Raw genomic sequence first — 22003 nt, 5'->3', positions numbered from 1 at the left:
AGAAATACATTGATATTTCATTCTTTTTTTACAGAAAGTAAGAATATTTTTCTTAAAAGCATGGTAATGCATTTTGAGATCCGCATAATAACACTCTATATATTTTCTGTGTGTAACAGTTTTGTTTCTAACAAATAATAAATATTTTCTTAAAACGATACACTTTTGGAGGCTCATTTGGCTACTGGTACTTTAGTTTCACTTGCTATCTATTTTATTGTGATGTTGGCAATAGGTTTATACGCGTATAGAAAATCAACGAGTGATGTTTCAGGTTATATGCTAGGAGGGCGTAGTTTGAGCCCTTCGGTGACTGCTTTGTCAGCGGGAGCGTCTGACATGAGTGGCTGGATGTTAATGGGCTTGCCTGGCGCAATGTACTTAACCGGGTTAAGCAGTATGTGGATAGCATTAGGATTGGTTATTGGTGCTTTTTTAAATTATCTGATCGTTGCGCCACGTTTAAGAACCTATACCGAAGTTGCGAATGATTCGATAACTTTACCCGATTATTTTGAAAATCGATTTGGTGATAAGTCACGTGCATTACGTTTAGTTTCATCTATTGTCATTATTGTCTTTTTCACTTTGTACACCTCATCAGGTGTTGTTGCGGGCGGTAAATTATTCGAAAGCTCGTTTGGTCTTGATTATGAATTAGGCTTGTACATAACCGCAGGAGTTGTGGTTGTTTATACATTATTTGGTGGTTTTTTAGCTGTTAGTTTAACGGATTTTGTTCAAGGCTGTATTATGTTTTTAGCTTTGATTTTAGTGCCAACGGTCGTGTTAAATGACATGGGGGGATTCTCACAAGTCACGACCAGTGTTGAAGCAATTAATCCTGAATTATTAAACTTATTTAGCGGTGTCGGAATTGTGGCGATATTGTCAGCGATGGCGTGGGGGCTTGGTTATTTTGGTCAACCGCATATTATTGTACGCTTTATGGCTATTCGGTCTGTAAAAGATATTCCAACCGCTCGCCGCATTGGCATGACTTGGATGATTGTCTCTATTTGTGGAGCTATGGCGACAGGTTTTATTGGTATTGCTTACATTGCTAAAACAGGTACACCATTAAACGATGCTGAAACAATTTTTGTGCTTTTATCACAATTACTTTTCAACCCACTTATTTCTGGCTTTTTATTAGCGGCTATTTTAGCGGCTATTATGAGTACTATTTCATCACAATTATTAGTCACTTCTAGTTCATTAACTGGCGACTTTTATCAAGCATTTTTAAATAAAACCGCGAGTGAAAAACAATTAGTTTTTGTTGGACGCATTTCTGTATTAATGGTGGCTTTGGTTGCTATCTATTTGGCTTATGATAGAGACAGTTCTATTTTAAGTTTAGTCAGTAATGCTTGGGCGGGGTTCGGTGCGGCATTTGGCCCAATAGTGATCCTTAGTTTATATTGGAAACGAATGAATCGAAACGGTGCATTAGCAGGTATGGTCAGCGGTGCAGCTACGGTATTATTTTGGATTTATGCGCCAATTACCATTAATGGTCAGAGTTTAAGCGCCATTATTTATGAAATTGTACCTGGTTTTATTGTTTGTAGTTTAGCGGTGATTATTGTCAGTAAATTAACCTATAAACCGCAAAATGATATCGAAGAAAAATTTGATGAAATGTTAGCGTATCATCCGTAATTTTATTTGGGATAAATGTTAGCTATTTAATCAAAAAGCCGAACAATTGTTCGGCTTTTTATTTATGGTATAAAGTTTAAAAATCAAAGATTAAACTTTAAATATTCTTTTTAATAAAGGTTAATGATTCACGTAAAAAAGATATTCTTGATTTTTCATGAGAAATCCAATGATCTTCATTTTCAAATTCAACATATTTACTGCCTTTTATTTTAGCCTTTTTCAATGCTTTATACATTTTTTCAGACTGAAATGCTGGGACAATCGTATCTTTCTCTCCATGAAACATTAGGATTGGACGAGTGTTTTTATTGATTAAATGAAGCGGCGAATATTTTAGGAGGTCTGCTTTATTTTTTCTGCTCCCTATACTTTTCTCCCAATATGAGAATCCACTATATTGTTCTTTGGCATGATAGAACATGTCATCGAGATTGCTAATTCCGGCAAAGGAAACACTGCATTTGTATTTTTTATATCGTGCAGTTGCGCTGTATAAAGCCACGTAACCACCATAACTTGCGCCAACAACACAAATTTTATCTTTATCGACTAATCCGTCTTTAATAAGTTTATCAACGCCATCGTCAATGTCTTGTTGCATTTTTTTCCCCCATTCACCATAGCCTGATTCAGCATATGTTTTACCATAACCTGATGAGCCTCTATAGTTGGGTTGAAAAACGGCAAAACCTTCAGATGCAAAGAACTGTCTTAACCAATCGAAAGCTAATGAATCTCTAGTTTCCGGCCCTCCATGCGGAAGAACTATTAACGGAGGTTTAATTAAATTACTGATACTTGGTGTGGTAAAATAAGCTGGTATTACTAAACCATCTGTTGCTTCATATTGTATATTCTTGACTTTACCTAACGACAGTTTCTTTATATGAGGGTAACTATCCGCTATTTTTAATAAACTTCCCTTTGATTGATCATAATAGAAATATTCCAATGGGACTTCTTGACTAGAAACTTTGGCAATAAATTTTTCTTTATTTTTAGAATAAGATGAAATGACAACTTCTGAGTTTGGAAATGTTGCTTTTAAATCAGCATAAACTTGCTTTAATTTGATATCAAAATAATCGGATTCAGTAAATTGGTTGGTGAATTGAACGCCAATTAATTGAGAGTCATAAAGATCTTTGAGGACATTATTAACATCAAATTTACCATTGTTAGATGTGTTTTTTATATCTGTAACAACATAATTATTAATATTTGCTTGAATCAGGTTTTGTATGTTTATATCAGGCTTTTTCGTGTAAAAAATAGATTGTTTATCACTACTAACGAATTGTATATTGCCTTCAAAAAGTTCACTTTTCCCATCTTTAAGAATTTTTAACGAAGTGAAATCATTTTCTCCTGAAACTTTGAACATCTCATGGAATTTTTCTTCTTTTTTCGAATATTGAGAATAAGCCAATATTTCCCCATCAGAGTCAGTAACCCAATCACTCGATTTTCGAGCAATGTCGAGTTCTTCTTTCTCTCCGTTTGTCAGGTTCACTTTTAATAAATCGCCAAAATATGAAACTAAAATGTGCTCAGAATCATTGATTAATTTATTGATTATTCTTGGAGCACCAATCGCATTTCGGTATCTACCTTTATTAAATGGCCAAATCGCTTTACTGTTATTGACGTTTAAGAAGCCTATTCTATAGATGGTGAAGGTTTCATAATCACCTCTTGAATAATGTGGGAAAGTAGCTAAAAAGATAACTCTATCATTATTTCCCCATTCTATTTGCCTTACCTTAGCAGCACCAACACTAAATACTACAGGTTTGGTCTTAGTATTCATAAGATCTCTTACTACAATATAATATTCGCCTTTAATATTTTGAATAAGCGCTATTTTATTGCCATTTGGTGATAATTGAATATCTTTAACAAACGGAAGTTTTCCTAATATTTCAGCATTGTCCATTGCGGAAGCTGATATTGATAAAGATATCGTAATGATTAAAATACAATTGAATAAATATTTCATTAAAGTTATTACTGTATATTGATTAATAGAATTAATGAGAGAAAGTTAAATTCATTATGATAAGTATGATTATCATCGTTAGAATATTTCAATCATCCATGATTTAGGTGTGAAGCTTCCGAGCGTTTAAACCTCGCAGAATATGCAAAATTTTTGACAGTGTTTAATTACCACAAACAATTTGAATAATCAGGCTTACCTTCACCTTTGATTGTCTCAAAATTTATTGAAAAAAACACTGCATTTTATAAAGAAATGATAGAACTACGAGCTATTGAAAGGTCTTTGAGATAGTTTAGAACGTTTTTTTAATCCTTAGTAAACTATCTCTTTAAAATTAGAATCATCAAACAAGCTATGTTGACCAACGAACATTTTTATTGATTCTTTGTTGCCATTGTTGGAGTGGTTCTTGAAGATCACCTACCACAATAATTTGACTGGTTTTAAAGTTATTGACCAAACCAGATAATTCACCATTTGTAAATTCTTTCGAATAAGCGAGATGATCATTAGCAGGTACTACATAAATATTAACCGGTGATTTTTGTCCTTTAAGTACTAGATGTAGACTTCTCATGCCATCAAAACGACAATACTCCGCCATCATTAATTCACCTAAATTAGCCGTAAATTGACCATTAAAACTTGCCATTTTTTTATTTAATGCTGCTAGAGTTACCGTCGCTTCACCATTATTATTAAAGTGACTTGCTTCGTGATTGGTATGAGCAATGGCATAATCACCTATAGAACTGTAGGCATGTGAAAACTGTAATTGGTTGATTGTTAATCCAATTGCAAAAGCGACAGACGCCGCAATGGCCAATTTTATTCGTGTTGATTTCTTCTGTTGCTGATGGCTCGCCAAAGATTGACGTAAAATAAGTTTCTCACTTAACTCTTCAGGCACAGGCACATTTAGCGCATCAAATATTTTTTGATCTAATTGCTCAATCTCACGCGCAAACTTTTGTTTGGCAGGATCTAAATTTTTTGCAGAAATAACATCTGGATCAGTTGTTTTGGGATCTGCATAAATATTGCGTCGAAATAGCAAATCATCCATTGTATTGACCTCTTAACTTGGGTTCTTCGTCTAAAGCCTCTTTTAATTGATTGCGGGCTCGAAAGAGTCGAGTCATGACGGTGTTTTTATTTAGTGATAACATTGCTGCTATTTCTTCACCACTAAAGCCACCAATAACTTGCAATACTAAAGGCTCTCGGTATTCTTCAGGCATTTTGGCTATTTTTTCTCGCAGCCAATGGTTTTCTATTTCTTGCTCTGAACTTGTTGAACGCGTGTCTGTGATCGCTGCTTCTTCATATTCGCTCATCTCAAAACGTTTACGTTCAAAACGACGTGCATTTTCACGACGTAAAATTGTGATCAACCATGACTTAGCTGCTTTTTCATCTTTTAAAGAATCTAAAGCCCGCCATGCCCTTAAAAATGTTTCTTGCACTAAGTCTTCAGCCACTTGTTTTTCGTGACATAGCCAATAAGCATAACGGTATAAATCGCTATGTAAGGCTTTTACTAATGCTTCGTATCTAACTTGTTTTGTCGCCATATTTGAAGAGACCCGACCTTGCGATTTTTAATTTCCAAATTTATTTTTAATTTAGTTTTTTTAGACGTTGCTCTATAGGAGTTAAGAGTAGTAGATTTTTCAAGGCGCATCTTTCATTGTAAAAAATAGCGGTAATAAGCTAGCAAGTTTGATTACTCGCTAGCTTAGTTTATAGAGGCTGTTATGGATTGATTGCAAAGGTTTGAGACGGAGAAATTTCCGGTTGTTTGTTAACCGCTGTTACTGCTTTTATTAAATTATCACCATGCCAACGCTGCGTGCTTTTACTGTAAAAACATTGTTGTAAATCATTAATTGCACTTATTAACGTGTCATGTTGAGTGTGATGAATGATATCAGCTATGGTCGATATTTTTTTATCGACCATAGTATTATACCAAGGCACTAATAATGCTAACGCTTGTTCGCCATTATGCTGTTTGCATGCGGCTAAAAGTGCTAAGTATTGGTCGTTCACAGAAGACTTTTTGGCGTTTGAAGGTGATGATTTATTTTGTCTAATATAAGTGATAAACCACGCAAGAGAGGTTAATAACCACAAGGCTAAAAATAACCACTGTAACCAAGATGATTGATACACGGTCACGTTTTTAGAGGCGGTATTTGATGGTTCTGTTAAACTTGGTAGTTCCGAGGATAATGAAATAGGAGCTTGTGCGATTTGCTCCGGATTACTTTCTACCGTTATCGTTTGCGCTGGGATTACTGCTTGTTGATATTGATTAGTCACTGTATTCCACCAAGGAATAATGATTTCAGGCAATTGATAAACGCCTGCTTTATTAGCAACAATGGCGAAATTTTTCACTTTTTGACTGACTAACCTTTCATTATTTAATCCGGTATGTAATTCAGCTTGGTCGGGATACACTTTTAATCCTTCAGGCATCGCCATTTCTATGTCAGGTAATTGCTCTTCGGAAAGCCCTGCTGCTGTTAATGTGATAATGCGTGTAATGGGCTCACCAACAATAAAGCTATCAGGGGATGGTTGCCACTCTTGATGAATTGATAATAATTCGCTTGGCAACCAAGCACCTTGATAATCCGCAGGAATAGGGCGGATAGTTAACGGTATTTCTTCGCCTATTACACTGACAGGTTTTGTTTCAGCAAAACTTAAAAAGCCATTTCGTCGGGTAGATGGCTGCATAATTTCACCCGAGAATATCGGTGATTTTAAAGTAAATTCTCCACTTTGCTGTGGACTAATGGCATAAGTACGCTCTATTACACGATAACGACGCCCATTGATGATGGTATCAGCTTCTTTGTCTTTGCCAATTTGTGTGATGTTCGCGCCTGTTAAAGAAGGCTCAGTTAAACTACCTCGTTTTAATTCCGCAGCGAAGTGTAATTTAACCGTTAGAGTTAATTGCTGTTGAACGTAAACTTCTTTCGCTGAAATATCCGTGGTGATAAATAGATCTTGTTGTTTGCTTGCTTGTGGATCACTTGCGGCAAGTACACTTAAGGTAATTGGCTCAGTTACCGCTGAATCTACTGTTAGCGCAGGAATGATTTTTGTGCCGGCTTCTCGGGCAATTAATACCGTTGACCATTTTGTAGTACGGCTGGTTTTAAAGTTAATCATACTCGTTTGCGTACTAACGGAAGTTCTTCCGACGATAAAATCTTGCATTAAAGGTGAGGTGTCTAATGCATTGGTATTAATGTCGTCATCAGCGGTTACGGTTAAGACAAATGATTCAGAGACAACCACAGGGTTTTTATCAACGGTTGCGGTTACGTTAACAAATGCAAACCCTGTTTTTGTTAGCAATAAAGCGTATAAGCCGATTAATGTTACGATTATTCTTACCACTTTTTCTTAACTCCTACACTACTTCTATCTTGACGACGCTTTTGATATTCCAATTGCATCTTATTGCGTAATAATAAATAAGGATCATCAGTCACTTTATTCAATAATTGCTTGTGTTTTTGCTCGGTTTCTTTCTCTTGTTGGGCTTTTATTGCTTGAGCTTCCTGCTGCTGCGCATTTTGCTCAGCCGATTCGTCTTTTTGCTGATCAGCTTGTTGCTCTTGTGCTTCTTGCTCTTTTTGTTCTTGGTTTTGTTGTTCGTTTTGTTCCTGCTCAGCCTGTTGGTTTTGTTCAGATTGCTGATTTTGTTCAGGGTTTTCGTCTGAATTTTGTTGTTGATCTTGATCAGTGGACTGTTGCTCGTTCTGCTCTTGCTGATCTTGTTGTTGCTCACCCTTTTGATCTTGCTGCTGATCCTGATTTTCTTGATCGCTGTTTTCTTGTTTGTTTTGCTGTTCTTGGTCTTGTTGCTGCTGTTGATCTTGCTGTTGCTTTAATTTTTCAATTAAGACTTTATTCGCTTTTGCATCTTGGTGATCTGGGTTTAACTTTAACGCCTTGTCATAGGCGGCTATGGCTTCGTCAAGTTTATTTAATTTTGCAAGTGCATTACCTTGATTATAAAGTGAATCGGCATCATGACCTTTTTGAAATGACGCTAATGCTTGTTCATAATTGCCGGCGTTGTAATGAGCACTTCCTTGCCATTGAGGGTCTTCAAACTGCTGGGCTGCTTGCTCAAATTCTTTATTATTAAAATGAACTTGGCCTTGTTGGTCTTTGGTTTTCCACAAGTCTGTCCAAAAGTCTGCATGTACTGGTTTTGTTGGTGTTAAGAGGAAAAGGCAAGGGATAATTGCTAATAAATTACCTCGACGAAAATACCCCAACACTAACGGCAACACCAGTAATAATAAGTAAGGACCGAATTCTTGCCATTGATCACCCGTTTGCGCACTTTCCGATTTTTTATCTTCGTCTTGTGCAATAGGTTGGCTGACTAGATGCTTAATATCGTTAGAGCTATTGGTAATACGCGCATAGTTTCCTTGGCCGCTACTTGCTGCACCTTGTAATGCTTTGTCTGTTAATTTAGGGATAACAATTGAGCCACGGTCATCTTTCATTAATTCGCCATTGCTTAATTTTATTGGTGCGCCTTCTGAGGTGCCAATACCTAATATGTTCAATCTATAGGGATGGTTACGACTCCATTGAGTAATGTCTTGCAAATCTTCGCTATCAATGCCGTCAGTAAACCAATAAATATCACCTTCTAAATGGCCAGCATTTTTAAGCATATCATTGGCTAAAGCGAGTGCTGAATATGGGTTACTGCCTAATGCGGGCATAAGGTCTGGACTTAATGACGGTAATAATAATTTGATGTTATTAATGTCTTCGGTAAGAGGGCTTATCGTAAAAGCATCTCCGGCATACGCAATTAAACCAATTTCACCTTCATTAAGCTGGTCGAGTAAATCAATGGCCTTGTAGCGAGCACGAGTTAAGCGGTTTGGTGATAAATCAGTCGCATACATCGAATACGACATATCCATGATTATTACTGAACCTCGGGCCAATTGATAAACAGGTTGTGGCAACTTTTTCCAAGTTGGCCCCGCAAGTGCGATTATCGTCAGTAACCCAATGATAAAAGGCAAGATTAAAGAAATAGATTGTGTTTTAGTAGCACCATCCACTAATACTTTCGATAAATGAACAGGTAAAAGTTGATGCCAACCTGATTGATTGAGGCGATATTTTTTCAACAAATATAACGCGAAAATCAATGCAACAATGGCGACTAACCATAAAGGTCTAATAAAATGAAAATCAGCCATGATCACCACCTACTACTGAAGCTGAATTATGCTTACGTTTGCGAGAAAATAATGTCTTAGGCGCGTTGAGTAATAAAATATAAAAGAAAGTTAATGCAAGCGCCAAAGATAACGGATAGTAAAACAACGCAGTTAATGGTCGCATTTGCTGTTGTTCTTGCTCAACAGGCTCAAGTTGGTCGAGTAAGTTGTATATTTCACTCATATCGTCACTGCTTCTTGCGCGAAAATATTTTCCACCGGTTTGTTCAGCAAGTTGTGTGAGGGTATCTTCATCTAATTCACTGGAAGGATTAACACGTCTTTTACCAAATAACGAACGTTGGATCATCACATCAGCCCCGATACCGACTGAATAAATCGTGACTTTTTTGGCGACAGCTAATTCAAGCGCTTGATCAGGGGTAATTTTACCTGCGGTATTTTGACCATCAGTTAACAACAATAACACCCGATTTGATTCTTGCTTTTCATCAAAACGTTTTACCGCTAAGGCAATAGCGTCGCCAATCGCGGTTTGTTTACCTACAAGCCCTAAAACGGTTTCATCAAGCATTTGTTGTACGGTTTTTCTATCAAAAGTCATCGGCGTTTGCATATATGCATCATCACCAAATAAAATCAGACCTAATCTATCACCAACGCGGCGGTCAATAAACTCACCAAGTAATACTTTTAGCATTTCAAGGCGGTTTACAGAGTTACCATTAAGGCTCATATCTTCTACTTGCATACTGCCGGATAAATCTACGGCAACCATCATTTCTCGACCTTGGGTAGGAATATTAATTGCTTCACCTAACCATTGTGGCTGACTTGCTGAAACCACAAGTAACAGCCAAACACTGATCAATAACGATAAGGGTGTTTTTTTACGAGCATTCCCGTGCTCACTACTGCTCATGCCTTGGATGATCGTTGGCATTTTTAAAGGAGCGGCTTCGGTATTTTTTTTCGCGGGTAACCAATAAACAATAAAGGGCAACGGCAAGGCGAGAAAAATCCAAGGAAGTGCAAATTCAATCATTAGTTTGCACCTGCTATTTTTGTTGCTGGCATTGACGCGCTCTTGAGGTTTGACTTTTGAGTGGATTGCTTAGCCGGTAGAGCGTGTTTTAGCCATAACATGACGGCTTCAGTTAACTCATTATGATTGTCGAGTAGTTCATCTCGTTGATATCTTTTTTCAAGGGCAGGTTGAAAGCGCTCGATAAAGATTGGCTGTTGTTTAATCGGTAAACAAGATACCAGAAATGCTTGCAAGCCTTCGCCGGTTAAACTGGCAATTTGTTGGCGCTCAAAGTATTGCATTGCTGCCCATTTTAATAATGAAATCAATTGTTCAGCATCTAGCTTGTTTTCTTGAATCATTTGCATTGCTTGTTTTTTTGCTTGGCAATGTTGACGATGCTTACGGTATTTTATTAACCCCCAAGCCGTTAACATTAATATGCTAACCAGTAAAATCCACCAGCCATAAGCTAGCGGATATTGAGCGATTTGCTCAGGTAAATGTATTGTTTTTAAATCTGCTAACGGATCCATGAAGCAACTCCGTTTTTTAATTGTTCTTCTAATGATTGACTGGCGCAAAAGTGCAGTAATCTAGCACCGGTTTTCGTTAATAATTGTTCTTTTTCGTTAAGCATGGCTTGCGCTTGTTGATGATAACGTTGGGCTATTTTTTCATCACCTAACGTTAATTGTTGCTTTTGCTGACCATCGGTAATGCTAACGTTGAGTTTGACATCACTGTTCGGTAACTGATGCTCTAGTGGATCTGAAATTAAACAAACCACTAATTCACAATGTTTGGTGATATTACTTAAATGTCGAATCGCTTCTTGGTTAATGAAATGCCCATCTGTGATCAAATACACTAAACTACCAGGGCGAGCTACTTGTCTAATACGTAGGCAATTTTGTTCAAAAGCGCGTTGTTTATTTGTCTTATCTTCAGACGACTGGCTACTGGTTAATTCGTTATTTTGTAGGTGAGAGATCGTTTGTTCATGACAAGTCATCAAGGTATGAATGTAATGCAATACACCTTGTTGTCGGCTACGAGGTTTTAATTCGCTGTGCTGAAACTCATTAAATACGATGCCGCCAACGCGATCACCTCTAATTTTTGCATGCCAAGCGACTAGTGCTGCTAAATGAGCAGCTTGCACTGATTTAAATAATAATTGACTACCAAATAGCATGTTACTGCTTAAATCAGTGGCAATAATAACGGGTCTTTCTACTTCTTCTCTAAAAAGTTTCGTGTGTGTGGTCCCTGTTCTGGCCGTAACTCGCCAATCGATTGCTCGAATATCATCACCATTTTGGTAATGTCGAACCTCATCAAACTCCATTCCTCGACCTTTGCTGCGGGCTAAGTAATTACCACTCATTTGGCTTTGAATGTTTTTTACCGCCGTCAAATTGATCAATGACGCTTTGTTTTGATATTGGATCAATTCATCGATAGATAAAGCAATACCAGATGACAACAAATGGGCAAGTTTTTCCTCAACACTTGTTGATGATGGTTGCTGTGTTTGTTTTAACCACATGTCTTAAATAATCCTTTTATTTAAGATATCGCCACTAAACTTAATAAGTGATCGAGTAATTGATTACTGCTGATCCCTTCGGCTTCTGCTTGATAAGTTAGTAAAATACGATGGCGTAGTACATTATGGAAAACGGCTTGGACATCTTCTGGACCAACAAAATCTCGACCTTGCAACCAAGCTCTTGCTCTGGCACATCTATCTAAAGCAATAGTCGCTCGAGGACTTGCACCAAACGCTAACCATTTTTTGAGGTTGTCGTCATATTTTTCTGGCTGACGAGTTGCCATGATCAGATCAACAATATATTTTTCTATCGCAGGGGCCATGTGTATTTTCATGACTTCTTCACGAGCGGCGAAAATATTCTCTTGGCTTATTTCCTGAGTTTTCTTCTGCTCGTGTTTGATGGCTTCGCCACGATTAAGCTTAAGGATAGCTAATTCACTTGCTGCATCCGGGTAGTCAATTTCAACATGCATTAAAAATCGGTCTAATTGCGCTTCCGGTAAAGGATACGTACCTTCTTGCTCAATCGGGTTTTGGGTTGCCATGACTAAAAATAAATCAGGTAAAGGGTAAGTGTTACGACCAACGGTTATTTGCCCTTCCGCCATGGCTTCTAATAACGCAGATTGCACCTTAGCAGGAGCACGGTTTATTTCATCAGCTAATACTAAGTTTCTAAATAAAGGCCCTGGTTGAAAGACAAATGTGCCGTCTTCAGGGCGATAAATGTCAGTACCGGTTAAATCAGCAGGTAAAAGATCAGGGGTAAATTGTACGCGGTGAAAGTCAGCTTCTAAACCTTGAGCTAATGAATTAACTGCACGTGTTTTTGCAAGACCTGGAGGACCTTCTACAATTAAATGACCATTTGCTAATAAGGCAATGAGTAAATTCTCTACTAATGCATGTTGTCCGATAATTTGTTCTGATAAGTGTTCTTTGAGAGAAGAAAAATGTTCAATAGCCATAATGGTTTATTCTTATTTGTTTAAAGAGTTACGAGAAAGTTTCGACCTTAGGACTTATATATGGTTCCTCATTTGAAATACAAGTACCAATATAAAATTGTAAGTAAATTTATTACGAATAATCTACGTGATACGAGTCATCATAAAGAAAAAATAATTTCTATCATCGGCTTTGAGTTGAAATATCAATTTAACACGTTAGAATGGAATAAAAGTTAAGAGGTCAGACCTCTTGTTTTGTACTATAAATTTAAGGATCAACAATGACAATTAAATTACAAACAGCAAAAGGTGAACGCATCGCCATTGTCGCAGGTTTGCGAACTCCTTTTGCTAAACAAGCTACGGCTTTTCACGGCGTCCCTGCTGTTGATTTAGGTAAGTTGGTGGTAAATGAACTCATTAAACGCAATGATGTTGATCCCGAAATTATTGAGCAATTAGTGTTTGGCCAAGTGGTTCAAATGCCCGAAGCGCCAAACATCGCGCGTGAAATTGTTTTGGGTACCGGCATGAATGTTCATACCGACGCTTACAGTGTATCAAGAGCGTGTGCAACTAGCTTTCAGTCAACAGTCAATGTGGCAGAATCCATCATGGCGGGCATTGTTGATGTTGGGGTGGCGGGTGGCGCTGACTCTTCTTCTGTTGCTCCAATAGGTTTATCTAAAAAATTCGCGCGCTCTTTGCTTGATTTAAGTAAAACGAAAACCTTAGGGCAAAAATTGTCAATTCTTAAATCATTACGATTTAAAGATATTTTACCGGTTCCACCTGCTGTTGCTGAATACTCTACCGGTATTTCTATGGGGCAAACGGCAGAGCAAATGGCGAAAACTCATCAAATTTCTCGACAGGCGCAAGATGAATTAGCGCATCGCTCTCACACTTTAGCGACTAAAAGCTGGCAAGAGGGCAAACTTGATGGTGAAGTGATGGCCGCTCATGTAGAACCTTATAATGCTTTCATCGATAAAGATAATTGCTTTAGAGATAACTCAGAATTAGCCGGTTACGCTAAATTGCGTCCGTGTTTTGACCGTAAACATGGCACTGTGACCGCGGCAAATAGTACCGCACTTACCGATGGTGCTTCAGCCGTTTTAATGATGCGAGAAGGTCGAGCGAAAGAATTAGGATACCAGCCACTTGGTTACATTCGAAGTTATGGGTTTGCCGCAATAGATGTTTGGCAAGATATGCTGATGGGGCCAAGTTATGCCACGCCAATAGCACTTAAACGTGCGGGTATGGAATTGAAAGATTTAGATTTAATTGAAATGCATGAAGCTTTTGCTGCACAAGCATTAGCCAATATGAAAATGTTTGCTAGTAATAAATTTGCCCAAGAAAATCTTGGTCGTGATAAGGCGATTGGTGATATCGATATGGATAAATTCAATGTAATGGGCGGCTCTCTTGCTTATGGACATCCATTTGCAGCAACAGGCACGCGATTAATTGTACAAACCCTAAATGAATTAAAACGTCGTGGTGGTGGAACTGGTTTAACTACAGCATGTGCTGCTGGTGGTTTAGGTGCTGCAATGATAGTGGAGACAGACTAATGACTGAGAAAAAAACAAATACCTTCACACTAATTCGTCAAGAAAATAATATTGCTCATTTAGTCATGGATGTGGCAAATGAATCGATGAATACTTTGAAAGCCGAATTTGCAGAAGAAATTGCCGAGGTTTTACAAGAAATCAAAGCCGACACTAGTCTAAAAGGCTTGGTTTTATTGAGCGGTAAAAAAGACTCTTTCGTAGCTGGCGCTGATATTAACATGATTGCTGATTGTCAAACGGCTGAAGAAGCAACGGCTTTATCACGCAAAGGACAAATGATCTTTGATCAAATTGAATCGTTAACAATTCCGGTTATCGCTGCAATCGACGGTCCATGTTTAGGTGGCGGTTTAGAGTTAGCGATGGCTTGTCATGAGCGAGTATGTAGTGATAATCCGAAAACAGCATTAGGTTTACCTGAAGTTCAGTTAGGCTTATTACCAGGTAGTGGTGGTACTCAACGTTTACCTAAACTAGTTGGGATCCAAAAAGCATTAGATATGATGCTAACGGGTAAACAACTTCGCGCTAAACAGGCATTGAAAGCAGGCTTAGTGCTGGATGTTGTGCCTAATACCGTATTAGTTGAGGTTGCCGAGAAATTTATACTTTCGGGTAAAGTGAAAGCCGGTGCTCAAGCGACTAAAGTGGTGAAATTAAATCTCGTGGGTAAAGTTTTAGAACGCACACCTTTTGGTCGTAAAGTGTTATTTAATCAAGCCACTAAAACGGTGTTGTCAAAAACCAAAGGTAATTATCCGGCACCATTAAAAATTATTGATTGTATTAAAACGGGTGTTGAGCAATCTCAAGCGAAAGGTTATCAACTTGAGGCGGATCATTTTGGCCATTTGGCGATGACAGATGTTTCAGCTCAGTTGCGACAAATATTTTTTGCGACTACTGATATGAAGAAAGAGCAGGGCATTGAAGGTGTTGACGCTGCTACTATCGAAAATATCGGTGTACTTGGTGGTGGATTGATGGGCGGGGGCATTGCATTTGTAACGGCCACGAAAGCCAAATTTCCAGTTCGCATCAAAGATATTAATCAAAAAGGCATACATTCAGCGCTTAAATACAGTTTTGATTTGCTCAATAAAAAAGTAAAACGTCGCTTTATGAAGAAAAGCGAAATGCAAAAACAACTGAGCATGATCACCGGTACTACTGATTATTCAGGGTTTAAAAATGTTGATGTAGTCATAGAAGCGGTATTTGAAGACTTAACATTAAAACAAAATATGGTGGCTGATATTGAGAGCCATTGTAAAGAATCTACGATTTTTGCTAGTAATACTTCCAGCTTACCGATAGGTCAAATCGCGCAGTTAGCTCAACGCCCTGAAAACGTGATTGGCCTGCATTATTTTTCACCCGTTGATAAAATGCCGCTTGCTGAAATTATTGCCCATGATAAAACCTCGGATCAGACAATTTCAACCACCGTTGCATTAGCGAAAAAACAAGGCAAAACTCCTATTGTGGTTAAGGACAAAGCTGGTTTTTATGTGAACCGTATTCTTGCGCCTTACATGAACGAAGCGGCACAATTATTACTTGCCGGTGAGCCCGTTGAAAAGTTAGACAAAGCATTAGTGAAGTTTGGCTTCCCTGTAGGTCCAATGCAATTACTTGATGAGGTGGGTATTGATATTGGCGCGAAAATAGGTCCTATTTTACAAGCTGAATTAGGCGATCGTTTTTCACCCCCTGAAGCATTTAATAAATTAATTGCTGATGGTCGCTTAGGAAGAAAAGTGAAAAAAGGCTTTTATCAGTATGGGACAAAAAAGAAACTTGTTGATGAAACGGTTTATCCATTGTTGTCAATCACTAAGCAAGAGAAACTATCTGTAGAACAAATAAGTCTACGTTGTGTTTATATGATGCTAAATGAAGCGGTAAGGTGTTTAGATGAAGGTATCATTAGAAATGCAAGAGACGGTGATATCGGTGCAATTTTTGGTATAGGTTTTCCGCCGTTCTTAGGGGGACCTTTTAACTATATTGATAACATTGGTGCAACTGAAGTGGTCAAACAAATGAATGCGTTTAAGCATGAATGTGGAGAACGATTCGCTCCTTGCTCTAAGCTAGTAGAGATGGCTGAAAGCAACGCTAAATTTTATGAATAAGTAGCTAAGAGTAAAAGTCGAATATTCGGAAATTTATTTCCGGGTAGGGCGGCAAACTTTGTATAAAAGGGGGGCAAATTTTTGCCTCTTTTTTAATCTGATCCTTTAATAGGATTTGAACAAATTAATGCTAAATTATTTGAATAAAAACTCTAATTGCATTATATTGCTCGCCATCAAGGTTTGTAAGTTATTAATCATTAAAGCTTAGGTAAAGTATGTTGTCGTTACTTGTTGTTATCGTTGCACTAATGTTTTCTATTTTTTTCTATTGCCAAGCTTTATCAAACGGTTTAGGTCGTAAGCGTTGGGCATTTGCTGGTTTTATGTTTGGTCCATTTATTTGGCCAATGTTTAACATGAAAAAGCGAATGAAAATAAATCGATTATTCGGATTTAATTGTTTAATTTTTCGTGCGTAATTAACGGATTAGATAAGGGAAGGTAATCAGGCTATTGAGCTGTTTTTGATTGCTTCCTTTCTGGCTAATAATATAGCCGCTAACGTCCGTGTAGCGAATATCTCAGGTAAATCTCTTGTTGGTCTGTTTAGATTAAGACCACAACGATTTAGCAGGCATTTCTTTAATAACAATTGTCGCAGCAATTGCATTTTCTTTTGGTGTTTCAACAAATAACGCTTTGATTAATTTGATCATAATAAACTCCTAAAGTCTGATTTCGCTGCGTTTAGTGCCAACTTCAATTGCTTCAAATTTATTATTTAATCTGATTTCACTTCGTTTAGTACCAACTTCGATTGCTTCAAATTTATTATTTAATCTGATTTCACTACGTTTAGTGCCAATTTCAATTGCTTCAAATTTATTATTTAATCTGATTTCACTTCGTTTAGTGCCAACTTCAATTGCTTCAAATTTATTATTTAATCTGATTTCACTACGCTTTGTACCTACTTCGTTTATATCTAACTTTACAATATCAGCACTTGGAACTGGGGCTGCGTTCATCGCTAGAGATAAAATTATTGAACTTAACATTTATATATTCCTTTCTGATTGGTTAAATAACTCGAAGGAAGTTAAGCTATAAGTGTGCCAATTCGCAAAGCCATATTTTTATTGGCCTTGCGAAGGATTTAACTGACCGTCATAAAGTTGTCAACACTGAAGTGATTTAGGATTTATTAAACGACGTAGATTTGTCGGTGATCTGGTGAGATAGTAAATATCGGCGAAAATCTTTTTCTGGTAATGGTTTGCTATATAAATAGCCTTGCATTTGTTCGCAGCGTAACCCAGATAAGAAACTGAGTTGTTGATTGGTTTCTACCCCTTCAGCAACCACTTGTAGTCCGAGGTTGTGTGCAATTGTGACAATCGTAGCAACCATATTACGACCTTGCTCAGATGACTCAATATCGTCGACAAACGCTTTATCGATTTTAAGGGTATTTAAAGGGAACTTTTTCAAATAAGCTAAAGAAGAATAACCGGTACCAAAATCATCCAATGATAAATGAATACCCATAGCGCGTATTTGTAACATGGTTTCAATGGCTCTTTGTGGAGAGTCCATTACCGTTCCTTCCGTTATCTCTAACTCAAGGTGTTTAGCAGGCAGTTGACTTTCCTTTAAGATACTTTCAATCATGCCTACAAGGTTAGGTTGAGTAAATTGTACTGCTGAAAGGTTAACCGCTATTCGCCCATCAAATAATCCAGCATCAAGCCATTGCTTAGTGGCAAAGCAAGATTTTCTTAAAACGGTTTCCCCAATATCAATAATTTGCCCTGTTTCTTCTGATACGGGTATAAAGACCACTGGACTTATAATCCCTTTACTCGGCGTTTCAAAGCGAACTAATGCTTCCATGCCGGCAACTTTACCTGTAGATATTTCTATTTTAGGTTGATAAAACACCGAGAAATAATCTTCTTTTAAACCATGACGAATTAGGCCTTCAATTTGTAAACGTTTTACCGCTTTTTTATTCATAGAGCCGTTGAAAAATTGATACTGATTACCGCCAACATGTTTTGCATGATACATTGCTGTATCAGCATTTTTTAATAACTCTTGTGGTGATGTACCATCCTCAGGGTAAAGTACGATACCAATACTAGAATACAGAACTATTTCTTGGTTTTTAAGCTTTAAAGGTTGAGCAATAGTACTTAATATATTTTTTGCTATTGTGGTAATGGTATGAATGTCGTTAGTATCTTCAATGATTAAGCTAAATTCATCTCCACCAAGACGATAAACCGTATCTAAATTACGCCCAACGTTTTTAATGCGCTTGGCAACTTTACAAAGTAATAAATCGCCTACTTCGTGCCCCATTGAATCATTGACTTTCTTAAAGTTATCTAAATCAAAAACTAATAAAGCATGAGGCACTTTATTTTTGACTAGACGTGCTTGGTTTGCTTGAAAATATGAACGATTGGGTAAGCCCGTTAAGGTATCTGAATTAGCAAGTTTTCTTAATTCAGCTTCGGTTTCTTTGCGTTTAGTGATGTCTGAAAAAACACCAACAAAATGAGAAATACTTTTGTTTTCATCTCGGATAATATCAATGTTTAAGTCGGTTAAATATAATTCGCCGTTATCTCGCTTACTTTCAATTTCGCCGTGCCAACCACCTTTATTCAATAAGTGTTTTTTCACGTCACGGGTAAAACTTTCTGGGTAGCGAGAAAATCCCATTTGTTTACCGATCATTTGCTGTTTTGCTTTGCCCGTTATACGTTGGAAAGACTTATTCACATCTACAATGTTGAATTTTCTATCATAAATAACCACGGCATCAGAAATGTTTTCAATACATTTCGCAAATAATTTAAGTCTTTCATCTGCTTTCTTGATTTGACTGATATCTTTTAATGTACCCGTCATACGTGTTGGTTGATTGTTATCATCTCGCTCAACGATTTTTCCGCGATCAAGTACCCAGATCCAATGGTTATCTTTATCTTTTACACGATAGGTTGCTTCGAAATGCTCTGTTTTATCATCAAAATGTTCTTGAAGGGCATGCGTGATTTTAGCGATATCATCTTGGTTGATATTCGTTTCATTATCGCCATCATTGCCTAAATTTCGTTTACCGTCTTGTGGAAATTCTAAAATTCCCCAAATATTTGAGCGATAGATTTTCCCTCGTTTAATATTCCAATCCCACATTTCATCACCGCTTCCCCAGAGAGAGAGTTTTAATCGTTCTTCACTGGCTTTTATTTGTAAGTGGTATAAGCGTTTATGACGAAATTGTTGTAATAAATAAGCTAGAAATAATAATACGATTAAAGTGTAAATAAGCACCGCGCTATTTGATAACCACCAAGGCGGCATGATTTTGATATCAATGGATTTAGACTGAAAAATGTTAGGATCAAAAATATCAAACGCTTGCACTTCAAAACGATAAGTACCCGCATTAAGGTTAGTATAGGTGGCTCTTAGATTGTCTTTATCAGTTTCAAGCCAATTTTCATCAACGCCATTAAGCTTATATTTGTAACCGATTTGAGTCGGTAATTTAGCATTAGGCGATATAAACTCTATGCTAAATGGCGAATGAATATATTGGAGTTTTATTGTTGATAAATTATTTAACTTTTCAGGTAGGGTATAGGTTTTACTTTGTTTGTTTTCTTCAATTTTAATTTTTTTATTCGCGATAAGTAAATTAGACAATATTGGCTTATTTATGACTTGTTTTGAATTTAAGAGTTCATCAGGCGAGAAATAATGGAAGCCATTATTTCCTCCAAAATATATGACATTATTAGCTATGAAAGAGCTTTTACTTAAATATTCATTATTATCTAAAGAAAAGTCCATATAAAAACTATGGATCTTGTTGTTTTTATTTTGAAAAACACTTATTCCTTTATTTGTACTTATCCAAAAATTGTCCGAATGATCTTTAACTATGTCTGCAACAAAATTGTTAGAAAGTAAGTTCTCTTCGTTAAATAGTTGAGTTTGATGAGACTGTTTATTGATTAACAATACACCTTGGTTATATGAACCTAGAATTATATGTTTTTTAGATATATTAATTGTAGTCGTGCTATGGATACGATAATTTGAGTTGTGTTCGAGCTCAAATTCATTGAATTTATTATTTATGACATCGTATTGAATTAGCTTATCTGATTTTGTAGTTAACCAAACTTCATTATCTGTATTGAAGAATAAATTTGTAAACTTTAAATCAATTTCAGGCGTTGTTGAAAAGATTTCTTCACTAGGTAGATAACTACGTAAATCACCAGATTTATTTAAGTACCAAATCTTTTCTGCGCCATAATAAATAGGAGCTGTTCCGTTGTGATTAGACTTAGCCTTCCATTTTGGATGCTCACTAATGGTTTTGTTTTTGACGTTATATGTAAATAATTGACTATTATCAGTAATAATAAATATCTCAGAAGTACTACTTTGGATATGTGTTATGAGTCCATCAATTCCTATATTTAATTCTATAATTTGTTTTTGAGGTGTTAGTTGAAAAATTTCGTTTTCGCTTGAAAACCAAACAGAGTCATTAATAACTGTAAAAGATGTAATGTTTGTATTTGTAAGTTCACTAATAAACTTACTTTCTTTAATTATATTGAACTCTGGGGTTAAGACAAACACCCCATTTAATGTACCGACCCAAAGTTTATCGGTGTTATCGACTAATAATCCGTATGTATAAGCATTGTATTCTTGATCAATTATATTAGTGTAACTGTGAGACTTCGACGTTTCAGTTAACGGGTTGATAGACTTTAACCCTGAATCTGTTGCGACCCAAATATGGGCGTCACTCGCCATTTTTATATTTCGAGCTAGTAGGGGCGTTTGACCGGTTTCTGCAAGCGTATAATGCTCTTTTAAGGTATATCGCTCGTCTAAAACATACACACCGGTATTTGTCGCTAACCAGTATTCCTTTTCAATCAATAATATCTTATTTATTTGGCTTGTTTCACTGCCTAATTGTGATTGAATTTGTTTATGTAGAGAGTGATCAAGTGATAAGTGTTTGTTAGTGACGAAAAAGCCTTGATCGTAACTATTAAACCAATAATTACCATTTTTATCGTGAAAAATGCTTTTTATTTCTTTCAGATTTATCGAGGTATTATTACTCGGTTGTCTAATCCTAGTTCTTATAAATTGTTGATTAGCGGCATCAAATTTATGTAAACCTTTTGCGGTTGCCACCCATAAATTATTTGGAATATCTAAATTAGATGTTTCACTTGCTTGATCTTCGTATATTTCCCAAATGGTATTATCTAACAGGCTATTTTCTTCACTTTCATTAAAGGTAAAGTAATCAAAATTATCTAACTTTTTATTATATCTACTTAAGCCATTTTGTGTGCCGACCCAAATATTACCTTGGCTATCTTTATACAGCTTGCGGATGTAATTATCAGTGAGTGAATGATCATTTAAAATATTACTGCGATAATATTTAAATTTTCTGCCGTCGTATTTATTTAAACCGTCTTGCGTGGCAAGCCAGATATAACCGTCTTCATCTTGAATGATATCAAATACATAACTTTGAGAGAGACCATCAGCTGGGGTTATGTGTTTAAATTTTAACTTTTCATCATAATTGGCAGGCGCAGCAAAAAGAGAAAAGCTAAAGCAAAAAATAATTAAGAATAATAGCGATATATAACTCGACAGATAACGGGAGAAAAAAGCAGAGCTATTAAAGGAAAATTGCACAAATACGACCTTGCTTAACTTATAATTATTTTTATGGAAGCCACTATTACAAAGGATGGCAGCGATTAAGTCAACTTATTAGCAATAGATAAAGCGTTTGCTAAAATTACGTGCTA

General features: G+C 36.6%; 15 protein-coding genes. 4 read left to right on the top strand and 11 right to left on the bottom strand.

Features of this window, described 5'->3' with window-relative positions; translation table 11 throughout:
* Positions 1–177 precede the first annotated feature (177 nt).
* Positions 178–1665, top strand: a complete 1488-nt coding sequence (gene putP, locus ABXH06_RS00550) for a sodium/proline symporter PutP (RefSeq protein WP_311577735.1) — start codon at positions 178–180, stop codon at positions 1663–1665.
* A 97-nt stretch (positions 1666–1762) separates the two neighbouring features.
* Here putP and ABXH06_RS00545 read toward each other — a convergent pair whose 3' ends face one another.
* From ABXH06_RS00545 to ABXH06_RS00505, 9 genes are all read right to left on the bottom strand, one after another.
* A complete protein-coding gene (locus ABXH06_RS00545; protein WP_353516931.1) occupies positions 1763–3604 on the bottom strand; it encodes an alpha/beta hydrolase family protein in 1842 nt (613 codons plus the stop codon).
* A gap of 418 nt (positions 3605–4022) precedes the next feature.
* Positions 4023–4736 (bottom strand): DUF3379 family protein, encoded by a 714-nt coding sequence (locus tag ABXH06_RS00540; protein ID WP_353516930.1) that lies wholly within the window; start codon positions 4734–4736, stop codon positions 4023–4025.
* Entirely contained in the window at positions 4729–5244 is a 516-nt protein-coding gene (locus ABXH06_RS00535) for a sigma-70 family RNA polymerase sigma factor (RefSeq protein ID WP_311577729.1), read from the bottom strand. The genes ABXH06_RS00540 and ABXH06_RS00535 overlap by 8 nt, the downstream gene beginning before the upstream one ends.
* Positions 5245–5425: 181 nt before the next feature.
* A complete protein-coding gene (locus tag ABXH06_RS00530; RefSeq protein WP_353516929.1) occupies positions 5426–7090 on the bottom strand; it encodes a BatD family protein in 1665 nt (554 codons plus the stop codon).
* Entirely contained in the window at positions 7084–8934 is a 1851-nt protein-coding gene (locus ABXH06_RS00525; protein WP_353516928.1) for a vWA domain-containing protein, read from the bottom strand. Before ABXH06_RS00525 ends, ABXH06_RS00530 begins: the two co-directional genes overlap by 7 nt.
* Positions 8927–9961, bottom strand: coding sequence for a vWA domain-containing protein (locus ABXH06_RS00520; protein WP_311577721.1), 1035 nt, complete (start codon positions 9959–9961; stop codon positions 8927–8929). The genes ABXH06_RS00525 and ABXH06_RS00520 overlap by 8 nt, the downstream gene beginning before the upstream one ends.
* Entirely contained in the window at positions 9961–10479 is a 519-nt protein-coding gene (locus tag ABXH06_RS00515) for a DUF4381 domain-containing protein (RefSeq protein ID WP_353516927.1), read from the bottom strand. Before ABXH06_RS00515 ends, ABXH06_RS00520 begins: the two co-directional genes overlap by 1 nt.
* On the bottom strand, positions 10467–11495 hold the full coding sequence (locus tag ABXH06_RS00510) for a DUF58 domain-containing protein (protein ID WP_353516926.1): 1029 nt from the start codon (positions 11493–11495) through the stop codon (positions 10467–10469). Before ABXH06_RS00510 ends, ABXH06_RS00515 begins: the two co-directional genes overlap by 13 nt.
* Before the next feature lie 20 nt (positions 11496–11515).
* Positions 11516–12472, bottom strand: a complete 957-nt coding sequence (locus ABXH06_RS00505) for an AAA family ATPase (RefSeq protein WP_311577711.1) — start codon at positions 12470–12472, stop codon at positions 11516–11518.
* A gap of 263 nt (positions 12473–12735) precedes the next feature.
* On the opposite strand from ABXH06_RS00505, the gene fadI reads away from it, so the two are divergent.
* From fadI to ABXH06_RS00490, 3 genes are all read left to right on the top strand, one after another.
* On the top strand, positions 12736–14040 hold the full coding sequence (fadI, locus tag ABXH06_RS00500) for an acetyl-CoA C-acyltransferase FadI (protein ID WP_311577708.1): 1305 nt from the start codon (positions 12736–12738) through the stop codon (positions 14038–14040).
* Entirely contained in the window at positions 14040–16181 is a 2142-nt protein-coding gene (gene fadJ, locus ABXH06_RS00495; protein WP_353516925.1) for a fatty acid oxidation complex subunit alpha FadJ, read from the top strand. The genes fadI and fadJ overlap by 1 nt, the downstream gene beginning before the upstream one ends.
* Positions 16182–16399: 218 nt before the next feature.
* A complete protein-coding gene (locus ABXH06_RS00490) occupies positions 16400–16603 on the top strand; it encodes a hypothetical protein (protein WP_303448615.1) in 204 nt (67 codons plus the stop codon).
* A gap of 246 nt (positions 16604–16849) precedes the next feature.
* Here ABXH06_RS00490 and ABXH06_RS00485 read toward each other — a convergent pair whose 3' ends face one another.
* Entirely contained in the window at positions 16850–17182 is a 333-nt protein-coding gene (locus tag ABXH06_RS00485) for a hypothetical protein (RefSeq protein WP_353516924.1), read from the bottom strand.
* Positions 17183–17318: 136 nt separating this feature from the next.
* The gene (locus tag ABXH06_RS00480) at positions 17319–21887 is read right to left on the bottom strand and encodes an EAL domain-containing protein (RefSeq protein WP_353516923.1); all 4569 of its coding nucleotides are present in this window, start codon (positions 21885–21887) and stop codon (positions 17319–17321) included.
* Positions 21888–22003 lie beyond the last annotated feature (116 nt).

Origin of the sequence: Thalassotalea sp. SU-HH00458, from assembly GCF_040362795.1 — a bacterium.
Lineage (GTDB): Bacteria > Pseudomonadota > Gammaproteobacteria > Enterobacterales > Alteromonadaceae > Thalassotalea_H > Thalassotalea_H castellviae.
This window is presented reverse-complemented; position numbering and strand designations above follow the sequence as displayed.

What these genes read in the sequence shown, in the direction of transcription:
- ABXH06_RS00545 (WP_353516931.1), bottom strand. Translation starts at nt 3,604, where the DNA reads ATGGACAATGCTGAAATATTAGGAAAACTTCCGTTTGTTAAAGATATT.
- ABXH06_RS00540 (WP_353516930.1), bottom strand. Translation starts at nt 4,736, where the DNA reads ATGGATGATTTGCTATTTCGACGCAATATTTATGCAGATCCCAAAACA.
- ABXH06_RS00535 (WP_311577729.1), bottom strand. Translation starts at nt 5,244, where the DNA reads ATGGCGACAAAACAAGTTAGATACGAAGCATTAGTAAAAGCCTTACAT.
- ABXH06_RS00525 (WP_353516928.1), bottom strand. Translation starts at nt 8,934, where the DNA reads ATGGCTGATTTTCATTTTATTAGACCTTTATGGTTAGTCGCCATTGTT.
- ABXH06_RS00520 (WP_311577721.1), bottom strand. Translation starts at nt 9,961, where the DNA reads ATGATTGAATTTGCACTTCCTTGGATTTTTCTCGCCTTGCCGTTGCCC.
- ABXH06_RS00515 (WP_353516927.1), bottom strand. Translation starts at nt 10,479, where the DNA reads ATGGATCCGTTAGCAGATTTAAAAACAATACATTTACCTGAGCAAATC.
- ABXH06_RS00510 (WP_353516926.1), bottom strand. Translation starts at nt 11,495, where the DNA reads ATGTGGTTAAAACAAACACAGCAACCATCATCAACAAGTGTTGAGGAA.
- ABXH06_RS00505 (WP_311577711.1), bottom strand. Translation starts at nt 12,472, where the DNA reads ATGGCTATTGAACATTTTTCTTCTCTCAAAGAACACTTATCAGAACAA.
- fadI (WP_311577708.1), top strand. Translation starts at nt 12,736, where the DNA reads ATGACAATTAAATTACAAACAGCAAAAGGTGAACGCATCGCCATTGTC.
- fadJ (WP_353516925.1), top strand. Translation starts at nt 14,040, where the DNA reads ATGACTGAGAAAAAAACAAATACCTTCACACTAATTCGTCAAGAAAAT.
- ABXH06_RS00490 (WP_303448615.1), top strand. Translation starts at nt 16,400, where the DNA reads ATGTTGTCGTTACTTGTTGTTATCGTTGCACTAATGTTTTCTATTTTT.
- ABXH06_RS00485 (WP_353516924.1), bottom strand. Translation starts at nt 17,182, where the DNA reads ATGTTAAGTTCAATAATTTTATCTCTAGCGATGAACGCAGCCCCAGTT.